We start from the raw sequence: 19,799 nt of genomic DNA on the forward strand, positions 1-19,799 counted from the left end.
CACTCACCCTATTATCTCCTCCTCTATTATTTCTTTTTGGGGGGAATTCAATTAATTAAAACAATGCCAAACTGAATAAAAGATAATCATGGGATTAACCTTATGAAAAAGCTACCTCTACTGTTTCTGCTGTTTCCCGGGCTGGTGCAAGCTGCCTGGACGGTACCCGGAATGCCTGAGTTTAAACAACAAAGTCCAGGCTTGTTTATCAGTGAAACAAAGCTTGAAAAGGGCTCGCTGCCATTAAATCTCAAATCAGATCAAGCGTGCTGGCAGCCCGCGGAATCAATCAAACTTAATCAGGCACTTTCACTAAAACCATGCGCAGGAGAAGCTCCCATCTGGCGCTTATTTCGTGAAGGCGATTATCGCGTACAGATCGACACGCGCAGCGGTACTCCGACACTGACTCTGAGTGTCAATAACGAGGCGCAAGCAGCACCAGTTGATATCACCCGCCAGTGCCCGAAATGGGATGGTAAACCGCTAACGGTAGACGTCAGTAAAACTTTCGCCGAAGGCAGTGAAGTACGCGATTTCTACAGCGGCTCAACAGCAACAGTCAAACAAGGCCAAATTACCCTGATGCCTGCGGCGAGCAGTAACGGTCTGTTACTTCTGGAATCCGCTGCCACACAACAAGCCTCAACGTTTAGCTGGCATAACGCCACGGTCTACTTTGTTCTGACCGACCGTTTTGTAAATGGTAATCCAGACAACGATAACAGCTATGGCCGCCATAAAGACGGCATGCAAGAGATCGGTACCTTCCACGGTGGCGATCTGGCTGGCTTAACGCAAAAACTCGATTATCTACAGCAACTGGGGGTAAACGCGTTGTGGATTAGCTCACCGTTGGAACAAATTCACGGCTGGGTTGGTGGCGGTACAAAAGGAGATTTCCCGCATTATGCCTACCACGGCTACTACACCATGGACTGGACAACACTCGATGCCAATATGGGTACTGAAAATGAGTTGCGCACACTGGTGGATGAAGCCCACAAACGCGGTATACGTGTTTTATTCGACATCGTCATGAACCACACAGGTTACGCAACGCTTGCCGACATGCAGGAATATCAATTTGGCGCCCTGTATCTTAAAGGCGACGAACTGACTAAAACGCTCGGTAAACATTGGACTGACTGGAAGCCAGGCCCAGGCCAAAGTTGGCACTCCTTCAATGATTACATCAACTTTAGCGACAGTACGGACTGGCAAAACTGGTGGGGTAAAAACTGGATTCGTACTGATATTGGCAATTACGACACCCCAGGTTTTGATGACTTAACCATGTCGTTGGCTTTCCTGCCTGATTTAAAAACAGAATCTACGCAACCTGCGGACTTACCGGTCTTTTACCGTCATAAACCCGATACCCACGCCAAAGAGATAGCGGGTTATACCGTGCGAAACTATCTGACTCACTGGCTTAGCCAATGGGTACGTGATTATGGTATCGACGGCTTTCGGGTGGACACCGCAAAACACGTTGAAAAGGCAAGCTGGCAGCAGTTGAAAACACAATCTGTTGCTGCGCTGGCTGAATGGAAAAAAGCCAATCCAGACAAAAAGATGGATGATGCGCCGTTCTGGATGACCGGAGAAGCCTGGGGCCATGGCGTGATGAAAAGCGACTATTACAACAGCGGTTTTGACGCAATGATCAATTTTGATTATCAGGAGCAGGCGGCAAAAGCGGTAGATTGTCTCGCAAACATCGATCTCACCTGGCAGCAAATGGCGACCAAATTGCAGGATTTTAACGTTCTTAGCTATCTTTCTTCCCACGATACTCGCTTGTTCCGCAAAGGAGGGCAGCGTGCAGCTGAATTACTGCTGCTGACGCCGGGTACGGTACAGATTTTCTATGGTGATGAAACGGAGCGCCCGTTTGGCCCGACAGGTTCTGACCCACTTCAGGGAACGCGTTCGGACATGAATTGGGGGCAAAATATCGCCACGCTCTCTCATTGGCAGAAAATCGGTCAATTTCGCGCTCGTCATCCGGCAATTGGTGCGGGTAAACAAAACACACTGAGCATGAAACAAGGCTACGGCTTTAGCCGTGAATCCGCAGACGACAAAGTGATGGTTGTCTGGGCGGGGAACCAGTAATTCAGAATGGATGGCATACAACACCTGTAACTTGCCTGACGGCTGCGTTGATTTAGCCATAAAAAAATCCGGTATGCTTTTTGAACAGCATACCGGATTGACTTCGTTTATAACGCTATTGCCCTATAGAGATCGTTGTTGTTGGTCCACAGGGCTTACTATTAATTACTCTACGGTTACCGACTTCGCCAGATTTCGCGGCTGGTCAACGTCAGTCCCTTTAATCAACGCAACGTGATAAGAGAGCAACTGTAGCGGAATAGTATAGAAAATTGGAGCTACCAGCTCTTCCACATAAGGCAATGGAATAATGGTCATGCCTTCGGAATCACTGAATCCGGCATCTTCTGCGGCAAACACATACAGCTGACCACCGCGAGCACGAACCTCTTCAATATTCGACTTCAGCTTTTCCAGCAGTTCGTTATTAGGTGCTACCACGATTACCGGCATATCCGCATCAATCAGTGCCAGAGGACCGTGTTTTAACTCACCGGCGGCATAAGCTTCAGCATGAATATAGGAAATTTCTTTCAGCTTCAGCGCACCTTCCATTGCGATAGGGTACTGATCGCCACGGCCGAGGAACAAGGCATGGTGCTTCTCAGAGAAGCCTTCCGCCAGAGTTTCAATGGCTTTATCCAGAGACAGAAGTTGATCGATACGGTTAGGCAGAGCCTGCAGAGCATGAACAATATCGCGTTCTGCTTTTTCTGACATGCCATGTAAACGACCTAAACGGGCAACCAGCATCAGCAGTACGGTTAACTGAGTGGTAAAGGCTTTGGTTGAAGCCACGCCAATTTCAGCACCGGCACGAGTCATCAGTGCGATATCTGATTCACGAACCAGTGATGAACCACTCACGTTACAGATAGCCAGAGAACCCAAATAGCCCAGCTCTTTTGACAGGCGTAATGCAGCCAGAGAGTCGGCGGTTTCACCAGACTGAGACAGCGTCAGCAGCAGGCTACCTTTACGTACCGCCGGTTTGCGATAACGGAATTCTGAAGCAATTTCGATATCACAAGGCACACCAGCAATCGCTTCAAACCAATAACGGGCAACCATCCCTGAATGGTAAGAAGTACCACAGGCAACGATTTGAATATGCTCAACCTTCTCTAACAGCGCAGTAGCTGATGGGCCAAGCTCTTCCAGATTTACCAGACCATGGCTGATACGCCCTTCAAGGGTGTTTTTAATTGCCAAAGGCTGTTCATAAATCTCTTTTTGCATGTAATGACGGTAAATACCTTTATCACCGGCATCATATTGACTGGTTGATTCAATGGATGGACGATCCACCAGCGTTCCCGCTTTATCAAAGATAGTTACCGAACGGCGGGTAACTTCGGCAACATCGCCTTCTTCCATATAGATAAAGCGACGGGTAACCGGCAGCAACGCTAACTGGTCAGAGGCAATGAAGTTTTCTCCCAAGCCTAAACCAATTACCATTGGGCTACCTGAACGGGCTGCCACCAAAACGTCAGGATTACGACGATCGATAATTACCGTGCCGTAAGCACCACGCAGTACTTTCAGTACGCGCTGTACCGCTTCCAGCAGGCTAAGTTCACTGTTGTTTTTTAGCTCTTCATGCACCAGATGGGCAATAACTTCGGTATCAGTCTCAGAAGTAAAGACATAACCTTTCTCTCTCAACGCATCGCGCAGAGGCTCATAGTTCTCAATAATGCCGTTATGTACTACGGCAATAAAACCTGATTCGTGAGGGTGTGCGTTAGTTTCTGAAGGCTCACCATGAGTAGCCCAGCGGGTATGTGCAATACCGGTACCGCCAGACAGTGGATATTCATCCACGGCGTCACTCAGCATTTTCACTTTACCCAAACGGCGAACACGCTGTAGGTTGTGGGCTTCATCAATAACCGCCAGGCCCGCAGAGTCATACCCGCGGTATTCCAGACGACGTAAACCTTCTAACAATATTTCAGCTACATCTCGTTGTGCTACTGCACCAACAATTCCACACATCGTTTATATTCCTGATTTAAGAACCGGAGGATATCCTGATTCTGCGATGCCCTTGACCTTTTTGTTGCCGGTTTTTCCGGCCTCCCCGAGCCTGTAGAGTTGGGGATTATTATGTTTTGCTATCGTCTCTCTGGTCACTGGATCAAAAAAACCATAGCAAAACAGTAAATAGCCATGGAGCGGTATTTAACACCGCTCCATCACTTATTGAGTTATTTCTTTTTCTCTGGTCTTTTCCAACCGGAAATCTGACGCTGTCTGACCCGGCTAATCACCAGCTCATTTTCACCCACATCCTGAGTGACAGTGGTACCAGCACCAATGGTGGCACCTTTAGCAACGGTAACCGGAGCAACCAGTTGGGTATCAGATCCAACAAATACATCGTCACCGATGATGGTTTTAAACTTATTTGCACCGTCGTAGTTACAGGTAATGGTACCGGCACCGATATTAACCCGATCGCCAATATCCGCATCACCAAGGTAAGAAAGATGTCCCGCCTTAGAACCTTTACCCAGACGCGCTTTCTTCATTTCAACGAAGTTACCAACGTGCGCTTCATCTTCAAGCTGTGCACCAGGGCGTAAACGAGCAAATGGACCAACGGTACAGCCAACACCCATCTCAGAATCTTCAATGACGCTGTAAGGGCTTATCACGCTGTCATTACCAATAACGCAGTTTTTCAACACGCAGCCGCTTTCAATACGTACTCGATCCCCAAGGACTACACGACCTTCAATGATAACGTTAGTATCGATCACCACATCACGGCCATGAATCAGTTCACCGCGTAAATCAAAACGGGAAGGATCGTTTAGCATCACACCCGCCAGTAATAGGCGATCTGCCTGTTCTGACTGATAGACGCGTTCAAGACGAGACAGTTGCAGGCGGTTGTTTACCCCTTCAACTTCGCTCAAACGGGAAGGATGTACCGCTTCAATGCGGTTGCCTTCTTCATAAGCCAGAGCGATAACATCAGTAATGTAATATTCGCCCTGTGCATTGTTATTATTCAGTTTGCCTAACCAGCGTTTTAAATCTTTGCCACTGGCAACCAGAATACCGGTGTTTATCTCATTGATTTTATGCTGCTCTTCGCTGGCATCTTTATGCTCAACAATACTAATCACCTGACCATCTTTACGTACGATACGGCCGTATCCGGTTGGGTCATCCAGTTTAACGGTCAACAGGCCAATGCCGCCAACCGGTTTGGCTGCCACTAAACGACGCAGGGTATCTTCTGAAATAAGTGGCACATCGCCGTACAGCATCAGGACATTTTCATCATCGGCAAAATAGGGTGCAGCCTGTTGCATTGCATGGCCAGTACCCAACTGCTCTGCTTGTAATACCCAGTTAATTGGCTGATCGGACAGCGTTTTCTTCAGCAGGTCGCCACCGTGTCCGTAAACTAAATGAACCTGTTGGGCACCCAGTTTAGATGCGGTATCAATGACATGTTGCACCATTGGCTTACCGGCTAAAAGATGCAGTACCTTTGGAAGATCTGAATACATCCGTGTACCCTTGCCAGCGGCAAGAATAGCTACGCTAAGTTGAGACATTGACATAAACAACCTGCTAAAAAATTGATTGGCGAAAGTAAACCTGTTTAGTAACAAAAATGCTACTTATTTTTCATCAAAAAATGCCGATAAGCCTTGTGGCACAAGGGTTGATGAAAAACCCAGCTTTACCAGAAAATAGCTGAAAAACTGTCGGCATTCGGAGACAGATTTTTAGCCGCTATCGGTGAATAATAACGTGTTACCACCTGTGATAAACCACTTTTTTTTCAACGCGTATCAAGATGATTAAAAAGTGAAGAAAAGGGTGAATTAGATGATTATTGTTAAAGTAACAGGGGTGTATGAGTGGTGAGGGTGTCAGGCAGACATGTTTATTTTAATTTTGGTGGATATTCCGGCCGTAAACTCACTGAGCGAACATAATAATTGTGCTCGGCCGGAAGGGCCATATACTTAGATTTAGTACGCATCGGGCCTACCTTTCCTAGGGGCACTTCGTTGGCTTACGCCAAGTCGACCCCAACGGAAAGGTCTCCCTCTGATTAACTATTGAGCGGTATGTGTTATTACCTCTGAAACCTTTCTCTTTCTACCGCCAAATCAAAAGCCAAAGACCGTAAGTTTGGTGTGTGGTTGATTAATGCCCGATGGGTTCTGGCTTTGCTGATATAGACAAAACTTTCTCCCCAGGGTTGATGGTGCCCATCGCGAATCACAGGCCCGCAACGTTGAGACAATAAACCACTTAATGGCAGGTGATCGTCTCCCTGTTCCAGCACTTGTGAAGCCAGCTGCGGGATATCACGCTGAATAGCCTTGGTTTCAAAGTACCAACGATGACCATCGTAGACGGCAGTTTTTACAGCGGTATTGTTATCGCTTAAGAACCACACCTGAGGAATCGCTTGCTCCAATGTGGAAATCCCTTCAATACTGGCCGCCAGCTCACGGGCTTTTTGTAAGTTTTGTCCAAGCTGTTCTCTGGCGCGCTGGCAAACAGGAGTTATATCAATTCCCGATGCCCGATAAGGCCCCATACGGTATTCCTGCCAGCATTCAGGGCTATAAATATCAAAACCGGTTAAAGGTTTGCCCTGAATATCCACAACTTCGGGCCGGGAAGGCAACAACTGATAAGCGCTGGGGTAGCTGGTAACCTCATCAGCAGAAAAACCGTGGAACAGTCGGGTTCCCGGATAGTACCCCGTCTCCATCATTGATAGTGCATGATAAGTACCCTGCCATGGCGGACCAAAAGCGTACCATTTGGCTATCATCTCCCGGTTTTCACTGGTAGTCGTTCGCAGCCAATAGCGAATAGCCAGATTGGCTATCGATTGTCCCATCAATATAATTTTCTGTTCGTTACCAAACCGGGCTCTTAGCCGTGCAAACTCCTCATCCAACCGCCCGGCCAGTGAACGAAGATCCGCCCGCCAGTCATGGGCCATAAAGAACAGGTCCTGCCCCTCTTTATAGCCCAGTCCTGCCTGTAAAACCTGCTTTAGCTCCGCGGTAACCAGAGTATGTACTAATCCCGGAACAATAGTGAACTCATGCAGATGTTCATTAGCAAATACTCTGGCGCGATGGGCTTCACTGTCCTCATATTCATAACCGGCATAGTGTGGCTTATGGAAAAAGACTCCCCGGTAATCACCCCAGATCTGAGCCTGCTCCTGACGGTCATACAGCTTTGAGCCCAAAATGCCGGACAGATAAACTACCGGCAGGTTTTTCCCTTCGCCGCCAAGCCCGGCCTTGCGTAGCTGATACGCAATAGATTGCGACCGGGCATAAGAGTATCCCCAATTTAGCGGCATATCAGCGCCCCGGGATGGGTAAAAAGTTTAATGGAACATCTTCGCTGGCAAGGTGAGTTTGTTCAGCACCGGTAACCGGGAAGTGTGCCCGGTCATACACTTCAAACACTTGCAGTTTATTCTCTGCCGGATGATAGAGGCGTATTCCTTCCGCTCTGTCGTCACTTTTAGACAACATAAAACGAATACAGCCGTTAGTGCCAATTTCGCCCACCGGCTGACCCGATGCGGAAATAAACTGATAGAACAACGCGGATTCTTGTTGTTGTTCTACGTGACAAGCCTGTATCGGTCCCCGGAACATATGGGTAGTACTGACAAAGCTTGCCGGAATTTGATGATTAACGGATTCAGGCGCTGAATCTTTCCATGGAAGCTGAATCGGCGAAGCTTTACCACACTGAGGGCAGCAGCCATTTTGCAGGAATGAACGAGCAATTAAACCATTACGTTGTACCCATAAAGCCTGACAGTCCGGGCAGTAAGAGTTGGTACTGGTGGTATTGTAAGCATTCCCTAAATAGACATAACGCATGCCGTCAGCCATTGCCTGAAGGCGAGCCTGTTCCAGGAAAGGTACCGAAGTACGTTCAACCTGGGTATAGCGGAAGTCCGGATGGAAACGCACATAGTGAAGAGGGATTTCCGCATCCAGATTATTTAGCATCCAGTCAGAAACCTTACGACTTTCAGTTAAATTATCATTACGTCCGGTAACACAGAGGTTGGAAACTTCCAGGTGGGGGCCATTACCTCCCTGTCTTGCTGCATAAACCTGCTTAATGCCGTCCAGTATTGGCTGCAGACGACCAGCGGTATGTTTACGGTAAAAGCTGTCCTGCATTGATTTAAGGGAAATACTGAAGATATCCATCACTTCCAGCAGTTCATCAATACCCTTTTCACCAATATAGAAGGCGCTTTTATACAGATTTTTCAGACCATGTTGGCGCGCCAGTCTGGCGGTATCCATAACAAATTCATGCCAGACAATAGGGTCGTTGTAAGTCCATGAAAGCACTTTGATATTATGCTTTAGCGCATAATTAACTACATCTTCCGGACTGTAGTACATCACATGGCTATCCTGCACGTAACGCGCCTGACTGGTGGTCCAGTTCTGGCAGAAATCACAGCGCAACATACAACCAATGTTGCCCAGTGAAAGAATCTGCTCTCCCGGTGCATAGTGATAAACCGCTTCGGTTTCAATGCACTCCTGAGTCATGGGTACTGACTTACCATAGTTAAGCGTCACCAATGAACCGTTTTCATTGCGTCGCATACGGCAAGTTCCTGAACGTCCCCCGCTAATTTTGCATTCCCGTGGGCACAGCTCACACTGCACTCGGTTTTCTGGCAAAGGCCGCCATAAACGGGCAGGATGCCCACTTTTTTGCCACTCTTTTAAACCAGCCATACAATAATCCCTCTGATTGACACGACATACCGGCTAACAGTTGCCGGGTATTTTATTGTTCACGCTATTTATAATTTTTTTTCATATCAGGCATCGACATTGACCAACGCAGTCCTTGTTGCCAGCGCCATAGTGTTGGTGTTAACAGCCAAAAGAAAGGCCCTCCTTTCGCAGGCGTATTCATCATATATCGCACTTCACCTCTGTCACTTAAGTCACATAACAGTTTGAATCCTGGCCCAAAAGTATAGGGTTTACTTTTTACCGGACCATCACTCCCGGTTTGGGATTGGGTCAAAAAATCAGTATTTTGACGGGTGGCATGAACCGTCTCGCGGTTTCCACCCTGATAGGGGTAACGGCCGGTGAGTAATTTTCTTAACCATGCCGGGTGTTTAATAGTGTGTTGAAACTCCACTTCAGGAACGGTGGCATGTTGAGTAGCTGCCAACGCGCTGTTATAGGCGTCCTGAACCAGTTGGCTGGCAGAGTTTTTTTCATGCCCCCAGTCGGTTAGATGATGATGCAAAATAGTCAGCATATTCCATCGACAACCCGGCCAGAAATCCGAATACAACGCCCGTGAGCCGCGTTTAAGTACTTTACGTAATAGCTTATCCGCCAGATGCTGCATCCAACGTTCAAATAGCTGTGCCTGCTCAATCTTTCGTGTATCACCATTCCAGCCGGATAACGGCGTAGAAACCGATAGATAGGGAAGGAGTATGGCTAAAGCACTGCGGGCAAACACATCCACTTTGTCGTCCTGAATAGCTTGCAGTGTATTAAGGTCATGCTGATGGGTTTGTTCAATCAGTTCACTAATGCGCAGTGCCCGGCTTGGCGGATGCCAACGGTTTGATAAAGCACATTTACCGCTAAACAGCGCTTCACTGTACTGATTGGCATAGACTGCATAACCTTCCGGCGGATTATATTGAAACGGTAAGTCTTCATAAGGGACATACCCCTGCCACTGATGATCAGGACTAGTCAGATTAAGGATTAAACTGCCAATCTCGGTTTTCCGTTTAGGGATAAATCCCATGGTTTGCAAACCAATATCACCATGAATATCTGCATACCCCACCATCATCGGGGAATTATGCACATGAGCCAGGCTGGCACGGAATGTTTCCCAATTGTGGCACTTCGCCAGAGAATGAAAGGTGATATCACCACCTGGGTGGTCAAGAGATGGCCAGCGTAAAAACAGGCCGTAGTCTCCTTTTTCTGAGAGCAATCTCCCCTGAGAAAAACCGTACGCGGTAAACTCATGGGCTTTACCTGATTTACACTGGATGGTTTGGTTTTCTCGCTTGAGTGGTACCCAACCTTCTGTGGTTTCAACCTTTTCTTCCGCCAGATTAATCTTGCCCCAGAACAGATCCTGATTATCCGCCATGATACCTACCATTCCCCAGGCAGCATGGTGATTACGACCAACAATAATGCCCGGTACACCGGGAAAGTGAGAGCCTATAACAGATAACCCTTCATCACTTTCCAGCTTACACATCAGATTATAACCGGGGTTTACGTGTCCCATATGAGTGTCGGCCGCTAATATTGGCTTGTCTGAAACCGTATGTTGCCCGCTAATGGCGATAACATTCGATCCGGTGTCCGGTGAAGCAAGTCCCAGATGTTGCATACCCAGCAATCCATCTTTTAATGCTTCTTCTACTTCAGCAAGGCGTTCTCCCACCTCATTCAGTGGTAATGGCGGTATTGAGTTTCCTTCCTGACTCACCGTAGTGAGCAATTGCTTATGCTGTTGGGGCGTTAAGCGGCCAGATAGTCGGGTATGAAACAGCTCATATTGCCAGGCCGAGTTAATAAAATACTTTAGCTGGGCCAGCAAATAGACATCCATAACCTGAAATGAAGCCGGGCGATAGCGTAATAACAGACACTCAACCGGCAATAGCTTCATATCCATCATCGCCTGATTAATACCCGCTACATAGGCCTGAATATGCTGATATTGTTGGCCTTGCCAGGATAAGGGTTCCGCACTGGCATCAATCGATTCTGCCTGCTGTGCCAGTGAAGCTAATCCCAGACGGCGTTGGAAAATATCGGTTCTTAGCGCACCATTACCCATAATTTCTGACAGCGTACCTGTCGCTACTCTACGAGAAAGATCCAATTGCCATAAGCGTAAACGGGCTGCGCCATAGCCCTGACCAAAAAACACCGCTTTATCGCTACTTCCCTGAACCGTCAGCTGCTGTGGATTTTCCAGCATTACCCTGACATCTCCCCAGGGGCTTTTTAATTGGGTGGTCTTCATCATTTGTCCCTTATTTTGCCAACCGGCTTTCCGCTGCTACTTCATCAGCCAGTGTCCGTATAAACGCGGTTAACTCCTGTGCAGGATCCCCTTCCGACCAGTTAAGTTGCCGTCTGGCTTTATCAGAACAATACATATAGGTACTACCATCCATAATGTGCAGAGCTTCCTGTGAAAGAGGCATTTCTGGCCCCATAGAAGAAATTTTATCCATCAGCCAGGCCAGTGCATTTAAAGATGATGCCGATTTAAAAGGTGGAATTTTACGTTTACCAATTTCCGCCATCAGCGTAAACAAAATCGGCATTGAGAAATCTTTTCCGGTAAACAGGAAATTTTGCCGCTGGATATCAGGGTTGAGTAAATGAATCAATCCATCACAAAGGCGATCCACATGACAAAGTTGAAAGCGGCTGGTAGTAGCAATTTGAAACGGGATTTTATCGCGGTAAAAAGCGCGTATGGTTTGGCTTAATACGCTATTATCACCCGGGCCAAAAACCCCGCCGGGGATCGCAATATTTACCGGTAAGCCTTGCTGCTGTTTTTGCTGCAGAAAGTAATGAGCAATTTGCTTGGTTTCTTCGTAATAACAGCGGAAAACACCATTATGCTGGTGGGTTTCATCCGGATAACTTCCCTGAGTTTCCCCTAATGCTGCTGTGGTACTCATGTGAATCATTTGCGGAATGGATGCCTGCTGTGCTGCATCAAACAGATCCAGCGTTCCTGTCACATTGGTTTGATACATCGCCCGGCGAGCAGAAGAAGATGCCGGTAGACCAACCCGATAATCCGCAGCCATATGAATCAATGCCTGATGACCCTTTAGCACACTTTTGTAACTTTCCGGCTTAGATAAATCACCCGTGATCAGTGTCGTTTCCGGCGGCAACGCTGGCCGACCTGCTATTTTCTTCAGTGACGGCGATCGAACTAAAACCGTCAGCGCATAGCCCTGCTGGTATAGTTTTGGCAGCAAATGTGAACCAATAAATCCGGTTCCGCCAGTAATAAAAATTCGTGGCCTGTTCATCATGAATAGTCGTCCTTGTCGATAAAATAGACCAATGATTGCAGAATAAAAAATCCATCATGGGGTGCCAGCAACGAGCGATCGTGCATACGTCCTATTGGACAATAGCGGGTAAAACCACCGTGCTGAAGGTCTGAAATGTCTCCCCAATATCCTAACGTTTGCAGGCGACCCGGCCAGCGTGATTGCGCATCAGATAAGCTGGTGCCAACAGGAGACACAATAAGCTGAAAGCCTTTAGATAGCCATAATTCAGGGGAGAAGTGACGGCTCAGAGTAACTCCCCAGCCGCTGGACTCACTGTAATCAATTTTTCCCCAGTCCAAAGTTAGCTTCTGATACATCGTCAATTCACGCGCTTTGGCTAACTGAGCGATTCGTTCATCTTCTGCCAGACGGGGTAACCTGTCTAATACATGCCGTAATTGCTGGTATAACTGCTCCGCAGCCAGCTCACTATCCAGCAAAATAAAGCGCGGTGAGCTACACACTTGCTGTAGAAACAGACAAACATCCGTCAGAATTTTTTCCACCGGCGGTAGCTGGTGGCCCAATATTGCCATTCCGCTAATTTTTGGGCCAAGCTCAATTAAACGAATATGTGCAGGAGTTATCTTTCGGTAATGGTGAATTAATGCTTCACCACCAGCCAGTAAAACCGTATCAATTCCCTGCAATAGCTGTTCATCACTTTGTTGATAGCTTTGCCAATCGCTGATTTGACACTCATCATCCGATAAATCTAATGCCTGACGCAGAGATTCCAGCCAGGGTCGCGAATGCCGGGCTTTGATTCGCATACGGCTACCAATCAGATAAGCGGCTAAAAAACCCTCCAGCGTACCCAACGGATCTTTTTCAGAGATCACCAGCAGTAACCGACCAGGTGGATGCCAGCTCTTCCCCGCCAGTTCCCGCTCAATTTTCTGTTCCGGCAAATCGGTTGAACACCATAAATGAAGCCGGGACAGACAAAACTGCTGAGTTGCAGGATCGGGAGAGAATTGCATCTCTGACTGTATACAGCTGGCAATCCACGATCTTATCTTTAACAGCCTTTCAGGCAATTGCGGTTTCATAAAGCTTCGGCAGCACAGGTCCCTTCCGGGGTTGTGGCTCTTCCTAAATAACGCAGATAAGGTCGCGGCTGACCACAAGAACAGCGCTCACCCCACATACCTAAATCCTGGGTTAATAAGCGCTGAGCAGGCAGTGAAGCAAAGAAAGGGTTTTCAAGCTGAATGAGCCCCTGTTTGCCTGACGCTGCGGGCTTGCCATCCGCATCAATGATAGTAAAGGAAGAGTAAGCCGGAATATGAAAATGCCCTTCCTGACAGCTGATGTAATGCAGTGGGTGTTCCGTCATGCCATAGATATCCCGGATATCTACCAAGGGCGCCTGTAAGCATTGATTCAAACCAAAAACAATTTGTTGGCGATCCAGCTGTTGAGTCATTCCCTTCCAGCCACCGCCGGTTAAACCTTTTACTGGTGCCTGTAGCGTGAATGCATCCGGGCTACTTAAGCACAGATGTTCAAAAAATACTGTCAGGCCAAAAATATAAATAGGTTCAGGGTCATTGGCCCAACGCTGCAATGTATCCCAGGCCAGCTGGCTATCAAAACGACCATCCGCCTGAACGGCAAATACACACTCCTTTACCGGTGCACAGGCAGTAAACTTCATAAAGGCGGTGGCATATCCGGCATGATCCCCTGAGCGAGGGTCCGGAGAGAGTAGAAGAAAACGTGAAGGCGTTAATGACACCAAGCCATTGGCAATGAACATTTGCGTCATTGCCCGTTGAATACGGCCCATACTGGCTACATCAAAAAATACCTGAGTTTTTCCGTGAGTTCCGGTGCCTGAACTGGAGAGCCATTGCCCTGGTTCATTCATCGGCGTAGCTAAATTAAGGGTCTTAAACAATCCAACGGGTATAACCGGTGATGATTGTTCATCACAGAGTTGCGCATATGTAGGATTATGCGAGCAGTGCCAGCGGTCTATTTGTTGCATTGCAGCAGTAAATATCTGCTCTTCCACCGGCGAGCTTAATGCATAAGGCGCTGGTAAATCAGCCAACGCATCTATGGCGGTCAGTGACTCAGCTTTTTCCATATAATCAGACATCTCTGTTTCCCTAATTGATGGGTAAAATATTGGCTGAACAATACTTTTACCACGCTATCCTTTATTATTTTTTAAACATAATTAATTTATTATTGATTTAAAAAAATAATGGAAATCCACTCTTTATCTATTATTCAGAACAAGAAGCATAGGGAAAGTTCCCCGATGAATTGGTACAACACAAATAATTGATACCTGTTTTTCACATAAATCTGATTAAATGTCTAATATCATTGATCAGGAATCAATAATCATCATGAAAACCACTCTGGAAGAACTTCTGGCATTTGTTACCGTCGTTGACAGTAATTCGATTACTCATGCAGCCAGCAAACTGAATCAAACGGTTTCAGGCATTAGTCGGGCGCTGGGCAGACTGGAAGAAAAACTGGAAACCTCGTTGTTAAACCGTACTACCCGACGACTGGCATTAACGGAAGAGGGACAGGCATTTCTGGTACATGCCAGAAAGATTCTGGCATCAGTGGATGAAGCAGAAGATCAGATGGCAATACGCCGTCAACAGCCTTCAGGGCTACTGCGAGTCAATGCAGCATCCCCTTTTATGATACATACCATAGTGCCAATTATCGGTGAGTTTCGCCGCCTTTATCCACAAATTGAACTGGAATTAAATACTAACGACCACTTTATTGATTTGCTGGAACATAAAACCGATATTGCTATTCGCATTGGTGAATTACGTGATTCAACCCTACATGCCCGTCATTTAGGTTCCAGCCAGAGGCGAGCGCTGGCAAGTCCTGAGTATCTAAAAAACCATCCGGCAATCATCAGTACAGAAGATTTAACATCCCACCAGCTGCTGGGTTTTACCCAAATAGAAAAGTTAAATGAATGGCCCTTCAGCGATGATAATGGTCATCTGCTGCATATAACACCAAACCTGACCGCCTCCAGTGGGGAAACGTTAAGGCAGCTGGCTTTAGCCGGAGAAGGAATTGTTTGCCTGTCTGATTTTATGACCCATAAAGACAGGATGCAGGGAGATCTAATAGAGATACTACCGCAACAAACGGTCAAAGTTATGCAACCTATTAACGCGGTTTATTATCGTAATACTCAGCTATCTGCCAGAATCACCTGTTTTTTAGATTTCTTAAGTAATCGAATAAAAATAATGCTTTAAATAAAAGTTTTAATATAAATACCCACTTTAATAATTAAATCCAAAATAACATCATAAATTAACGTTATTTTCAGATTGATGACAAAGTCTGGTTTGTTTAATTCTGTATTTTAAAATAGCCAATTGTCGGGAGGGGCTCCCGTGGGGGTCGACTTGGCGTAAGCCAACGACAAACAGGCAAAGCCTGTTTGAACAGCGCTAGCGCTGGCCCGAAGGGTGAAACACCGTCAGGTGTTTCATAACTGCCCCTAGGGAGACCAGGCCCGACACACACAGAAATCAAGTACAGATTGGTTTCCGGTCGAGCACTAAGCCAGTATAAACACTTTAGATTTTACGACCGGAATATTCTGTGATGCCAATTTATCTGATTTGTCATCCCCCTAATAACAACACCATAATCTAACGTTATTTTTTTATATGAAATTAATCACAATTTAATAACATTTCATGGCATTCCTTTAAGACTCTACTACGATTAATTTAACATCCATAACCCCTACCGGTAGTTATCGTGTTGTTTTGTAAAAAATATTAATACATCAGTCTTATTAGTAACCTTGTTACTAATCGGCTGTCGCGTGTTAACAATTCAAACTTAAAATAGTTATGCATGGAGATTTTCATGAAAAAAACGCTATTAGCCACGATTGTGTTTGGTACCTGTATGGCCGTTTCTGCAGCTACTTTAGCAGCCACCAAAATTGGGGTTACGATTTACAAATACGATGACAACTTTATGTCTGTTGTCCGTAAAGCGATTGAAAAAGAGTCTGCCGGCAATAAAGATGTCACCCTGCTGATGAATGACTCACAGAATGACCAATCCAAACAGAACGACCAGATTGATGTTCTGATCGCTAAAGGGGTTAAAGCCCTAGCGATTAACCTGGTTGACCCGGCGGCAGCTCAGGTAGTGATTGATAAAGCACGTGGCGACTCTATTCCAGTAGTGTTCTTCAACAAAGAACCTTCAAAAGCCGCACTGGACAGCTATGACAAAGCTTATTTTGTTGGTACCGACTCTAAAGAGTCTGGCGTTATTCAGGGCCAACTGATTGCTAAACACTGGAAAGCCCATCCTGAGTGGGATCTGAATAAAGATGGCGTCATTCAATTTGTACTGCTTAAAGGTGAACCGGGACATCCGGATGCTGAAGCACGTACCACTTATGTAATTAAAACATTGAATGATGATGAAAAACTGAAAACCCAGCAACTGCAACTGGATACCGCAATGTGGGACACCGCACAGGCTAAAGACAAAATGGATGCCTGGTTATCCGGCCCTAACGCTGACAAGATTGAAGTGGTTATCGCTAATAACGATGCCATGGCCATGGGCGCAATCGAAGCATTAAAAGCGCATAACAAAGGCAAAATCCCGGTATTTGGCGTTGATGCTCTGCCAGAAGCACTGGCTCTGGTACGTCAGGGCACTATGGCGGGTACCGTGTTAAACGATGCCAGCAATCAGGCTAAAGCCACATTTGAATTATCTAAAAACCTGGCTGAAGGCAAACCAGCAGCACAAGGCACCAAGTGGGAAATTAAAGACAAAGTTGTCCGCGTTCCTTACGTAGCAGTAGATAAAGACAATCTGGATAAATTTAAATAATCCTTTTTATTGATAGCAATAGAAGGGCCTGTTGTATGAGCGAAGAACTAACACCGCCAACCGATGAATTATTACTGGAAATGATCAATATCAGTAAATCATTTCCCGGCGTAAAAGCGTTAGATAACGTTAATCTTAAAGTTCGCTCTCATTCCGTTCACGCATTAGTGGGCGAAAACGGGGCCGGAAAATCAACGTTATTAAAATGTCTGTTTGGTATTTATAAAAAAGACAGCGGAAAAATTATCTTTCAGGGAAAAGAAGTTAATTTCAGTAATTCCAAAGAAGCATTGGAACAAGGGGTTTCAATGGTGCATCAGGAGCTGAATTTAGTGCTCCAGCGAACCGTTATGGACAACATGTGGCTTGGTCGATATCCGGTAAAAGGCCTGTTTGTCGACCATAAAAAAATGTATCAAGACACTAAGGCTATATTCGATGAACTGGATATTAATATTGACCCACTGGTAAAAGTCGCCACCTTATCTGTTTCCCAAATGCAGATGATAGAAATTGCCAGAGCGTTTTCCTACAACGCTAAAATCGTCATTATGGATGAACCCACTTCTTCTTTAACCGAGAAAGAAGTTAGCCATCTGTTTAGTATTATTCGTAAATTAAAAGATCGCGGCTGCGGTATTGTTTATATCTCCCATAAAATGGAAGAGATATTCCAGCTGTGTGATGAAATAACCGTACTGCGTGATGGCCAATGGGTCACCACTCGCCCGCTTGAAGGGCTAGCGATGAATGACATCATTTCTATGATGGTAGGCCGTTCATTAACTCAACGCTTTCCGGAAAAAACCAATGATATTGGCGATGTCATTCTCGAAGTTAAAAACCTGACGTCAAAAAAACAACCTTCAGTTCAGGATGTCTCTTTCTCTCTGCGTAAAGGAGAAATATTAGGCATTGCCGGTTTAGTTGGCGCGAAACGTACTGACATTGTGGAAATACTGTTTGGTATTCGCGAAAGAAGTGCCGGTAAAATTATTCTGAATGGAAAAGAGATAAAGAATAACAATGCTAATGAAGCTATTAGCCATGGTTTTGCTTTAGTAACGGAAGAACGCCGATCGACAGGTATTTATGCTCATTTGGATATTGGATTTAACTCTTTAATTTCCAATATGAAAACCTACAAAAATTCAGTTGGTTTATTAAACAATAACCGAATGAAAAGTGATACTCAGTGGGTTATTGATTCAATGCGGGTAAAAACCCCCGGTCATAAAACAGCAATTGGCTCTCTCTCCGGTGGTAATCAGCAAAAAGTGATTATTGGCCGCTGGCTACTAACCCGACCTGAAATTTTATTATTGGATGAACCTACCCGTGGAATTGACGTAGGTGCCAAATTTGAAATTTATCAATTAATTATTGAGCTGGCAAAAAAAGAGAAAGGAATCATTATTATTTCTTCTGAGATGCCCGAATTATTAGGTATTACCGATCGTATTCTGGTTATGAGCAATGGCCATCTGGCGGGTATTGTTAATACTAAAGAAACATCTCAGAGTGAAATTCTGCAACTGGCTTCCAAATATCTATAAGTTATAGGATCGGCATATTATGAGTACCAAAAATAAAGGCTCTGTTGTGAATTTCATGAAAGAGAACGGTATTTATATCGTTCTCTTCGTGCTGCTTGGCATTATTATTATTCAGGATACCTCGTTTCTTAGTTTACTTAACCTGAGTAATATTCTGACTCAATCTTCGGTGCGAATTATCATTGCTCTTGGGGTTGCCGGACTGATTGTAACTCAGGGTACTGACCTGTCAGCAGGTCGTCAGGTAGGCTTAGCGGCGGTAATTGCTGCTACCTTGCTGCAATCCATGAGTAACGTAAATAAAGTATTCCCTGGTTTAGGTGAAATTCCTATTCCGGTAGTGATCCTGATTGTTTGCGCTATTGGTGCAATCATTGGGCTGATAAATGGATTAATTATTGCCTATCTCAACGTGACACCATTTATTACGACGTTAGGCACCATGATTATCGTTTATGGTATTAACTCCCTCTATTATGACTTTGTTGGTGCCTCTCCTATCGCCGGTTTTGACCCACGATTTTCTACCTTTGCTCAGGGATTTATTCGATTTGGCGATTTTAAGCTGTCGTATATTACCTTCTACGCAGCTATCGCTATTGGATTCGTCTGGATTTTGTGGAACAAAACTCGCTTTGGCAAAAACATATTTGCCATTGGCGGTAATCCGGAAGCGGCAAAAGTATCCGGCGTTAACGTAACCCTGAACCTGATTATGGTGTATGCCCTGTCCGGTGTGTTTTATGCTTTTGGTGGTATGTTGGAAGCTGGCCGCATCGGTAGCGCCACCAATAACCTGGGCTTTATGTATGAGCTGGATGCTATCGCTGCCTGTGTAGTCGGTGGTGTGTCGTTTAGTGGCGGTGTGGGTACCGTTGCCGGCGTGGTCACTGGGGTGCTGATATTTACCGTTATCAACTATGGCCTGACGTATATCGGGGTAAACCCTTACTGGCAGTATATTATTAAGGGCAGCATTATTATCTTTGCGGTGGCATTGGATTCGTTGAAGTATGCGAAGAAGAAATAAGTTGTAATGCAACAAATTGGTTTCTGAGGATATTCCGGCCGTAAGAACTCTTGTGCTTATATAGCCTTGGTGC

The 19,799-nt window shown here is 45.8% G+C and carries 13 protein-coding genes; 5 read left to right on the forward strand and 8 right to left on the reverse strand.

The window, feature by feature from the left end; genetic code table 11:
* Positions 1–102 precede the first annotated feature (102 nt).
* The gene (locus tag GOL65_RS13585; RefSeq protein WP_140920657.1) at positions 103–2,121 is read left to right on the forward strand and encodes an alpha-amylase; all 2,019 of its coding nucleotides are present in this window, start codon (positions 103–105) and stop codon (positions 2,119–2,121) included.
* A gap of 165 nt (positions 2,122–2,286) precedes the next feature.
* Here the strand turns inward: GOL65_RS13585 and glmS are convergent, their stop codons facing one another.
* The 8 genes from glmS to GOL65_RS13625 all read right to left on the reverse strand — a co-directional run bounded on the left by glmS (position 2,287) and on the right by GOL65_RS13625 (position 14,372).
* The gene (gene glmS / locus GOL65_RS13590; RefSeq protein ID WP_140920656.1) at positions 2,287–4,122 is read right to left on the reverse strand and encodes a glutamine--fructose-6-phosphate transaminase (isomerizing); all 1,836 of its coding nucleotides are present in this window, start codon (positions 4,120–4,122) and stop codon (positions 2,287–2,289) included.
* A gap of 212 nt (positions 4,123–4,334) precedes the next feature.
* Positions 4,335–5,705, reverse strand: coding sequence for a bifunctional UDP-N-acetylglucosamine diphosphorylase/glucosamine-1-phosphate N-acetyltransferase GlmU (glmU, locus tag GOL65_RS13595; RefSeq protein WP_140920655.1), 1,371 nt, complete (start codon positions 5,703–5,705; stop codon positions 4,335–4,337).
* Between the two features lie 524 nt (positions 5,706–6,229).
* Positions 6,230–7,486: a lipase/acyltransferase domain-containing protein gene (locus GOL65_RS13600; RefSeq protein WP_140920654.1), complete on the reverse strand. Its 1,257-nt coding sequence runs from the start codon at positions 7,484–7,486 to the stop codon at positions 6,230–6,232.
* A 1-nt stretch (position 7,487) separates the two neighbouring features.
* Complete coding sequence (amrS, locus tag GOL65_RS13605; protein WP_140920653.1) at positions 7,488–8,906, reverse strand: AmmeMemoRadiSam system radical SAM enzyme; 1,419 nt, start codon at positions 8,904–8,906, stop codon at positions 7,488–7,490.
* Positions 8,907–8,970: 64 nt separating this feature from the next.
* Positions 8,971–11,205, reverse strand: a complete 2,235-nt coding sequence (locus GOL65_RS13610; protein WP_228723105.1) for a penicillin acylase family protein — start codon at positions 11,203–11,205, stop codon at positions 8,971–8,973.
* 7 nt (positions 11,206–11,212) lie between these two features.
* Positions 11,213–12,241 (reverse strand): NAD-dependent epimerase/dehydratase family protein, encoded by a 1,029-nt coding sequence (locus GOL65_RS13615; RefSeq protein ID WP_140920652.1) that lies wholly within the window; start codon positions 12,239–12,241, stop codon positions 11,213–11,215.
* Positions 12,238–13,317 carry an acyl-CoA reductase gene (locus GOL65_RS13620; RefSeq protein ID WP_140920651.1) on the reverse strand — a complete coding sequence of 360 codons (1,080 nt, stop codon included), beginning with the start codon at positions 13,315–13,317 and terminating at the stop codon, positions 12,238–12,240. Before GOL65_RS13620 ends, GOL65_RS13615 begins: the two co-directional genes overlap by 4 nt.
* Complete coding sequence (locus GOL65_RS13625; RefSeq protein ID WP_228723106.1) at positions 13,314–14,372, reverse strand: LuxE/PaaK family acyltransferase; 1,059 nt, start codon at positions 14,370–14,372, stop codon at positions 13,314–13,316. The genes GOL65_RS13620 and GOL65_RS13625 overlap by 4 nt, the downstream gene beginning before the upstream one ends.
* A gap of 256 nt (positions 14,373–14,628) precedes the next feature.
* Here GOL65_RS13625 and GOL65_RS13630 point away from each other — a divergent pair, with 256 nt between their 5' ends.
* The 4 genes from GOL65_RS13630 (at position 14,629) to mglC (ending at position 19,726) form a co-directional block, all read left to right on the forward strand.
* Positions 14,629–15,522, forward strand: coding sequence for a LysR family transcriptional regulator (locus tag GOL65_RS13630; protein WP_140920650.1), 894 nt, complete (start codon positions 14,629–14,631; stop codon positions 15,520–15,522).
* 625 nt (positions 15,523–16,147) lie between these two features.
* Positions 16,148–17,140: a galactose/glucose ABC transporter substrate-binding protein MglB gene (gene mglB, locus GOL65_RS13635; protein ID WP_179038351.1), complete on the forward strand. Its 993-nt coding sequence runs from the start codon at positions 16,148–16,150 to the stop codon at positions 17,138–17,140.
* Positions 17,141–17,175: 35 nt separating this feature from the next.
* Positions 17,176–18,696: a galactose/methyl galactoside ABC transporter ATP-binding protein MglA gene (gene mglA, locus GOL65_RS13640; protein ID WP_140920648.1), complete on the forward strand. Its 1,521-nt coding sequence runs from the start codon at positions 17,176–17,178 to the stop codon at positions 18,694–18,696.
* A 19-nt stretch (positions 18,697–18,715) separates the two neighbouring features.
* A complete protein-coding gene (gene mglC / locus GOL65_RS13645) occupies positions 18,716–19,726 on the forward strand; it encodes a galactose/methyl galactoside ABC transporter permease MglC (protein ID WP_130593464.1) in 1,011 nt (336 codons plus the stop codon).
* Positions 19,727–19,799 lie beyond the last annotated feature (73 nt).

The sequence above is a fragment of the Limnobaculum xujianqingii genome (assembly GCF_013394855.1).
GTDB lineage: Bacteria > Pseudomonadota > Gammaproteobacteria > Enterobacterales > Enterobacteriaceae > Limnobaculum > Limnobaculum xujianqingii.

Excerpts from the sequence above, each read along its gene's own strand:
- GOL65_RS13630 (WP_140920650.1), top strand. The coding sequence starts at position 14,629 with ATGAAAACCACTCTGGAAGAACTTCTGGCATTTGTTACCGTCGTTGAC.
- GOL65_RS13615 (WP_140920652.1), bottom strand. The coding sequence starts at position 12,241 with ATGATGAACAGGCCACGAATTTTTATTACTGGCGGAACCGGATTTATT.
- mglB (WP_179038351.1), top strand. The coding sequence starts at position 16,148 with ATGAAAAAAACGCTATTAGCCACGATTGTGTTTGGTACCTGTATGGCC.
- GOL65_RS13600 (WP_140920654.1), bottom strand. The coding sequence starts at position 7,486 with ATGCCGCTAAATTGGGGATACTCTTATGCCCGGTCGCAATCTATTGCG.
- GOL65_RS13585 (WP_140920657.1), top strand. The coding sequence starts at position 103 with ATGAAAAAGCTACCTCTACTGTTTCTGCTGTTTCCCGGGCTGGTGCAA.
- GOL65_RS13610 (WP_228723105.1), bottom strand. The coding sequence starts at position 11,205 with ATGATGAAGACCACCCAATTAAAAAGCCCCTGGGGAGATGTCAGGGTA.
- glmS (WP_140920656.1), bottom strand. The coding sequence starts at position 4,122 with ATGTGTGGAATTGTTGGTGCAGTAGCACAACGAGATGTAGCTGAAATA.
- GOL65_RS13625 (WP_228723106.1), bottom strand. The coding sequence starts at position 14,372 with ATGTCTGATTATATGGAAAAAGCTGAGTCACTGACCGCCATAGATGCG.
- GOL65_RS13620 (WP_140920651.1), bottom strand. The coding sequence starts at position 13,317 with ATGAAACCGCAATTGCCTGAAAGGCTGTTAAAGATAAGATCGTGGATT.
- mglC (WP_130593464.1), top strand. The coding sequence starts at position 18,716 with ATGAGTACCAAAAATAAAGGCTCTGTTGTGAATTTCATGAAAGAGAAC.
- mglA (WP_140920648.1), top strand. The coding sequence starts at position 17,176 with ATGAGCGAAGAACTAACACCGCCAACCGATGAATTATTACTGGAAATG.
- amrS (WP_140920653.1), bottom strand. The coding sequence starts at position 8,906 with ATGGCTGGTTTAAAAGAGTGGCAAAAAAGTGGGCATCCTGCCCGTTTA.
- glmU (WP_140920655.1), bottom strand. The coding sequence starts at position 5,705 with ATGTCAATGTCTCAACTTAGCGTAGCTATTCTTGCCGCTGGCAAGGGT.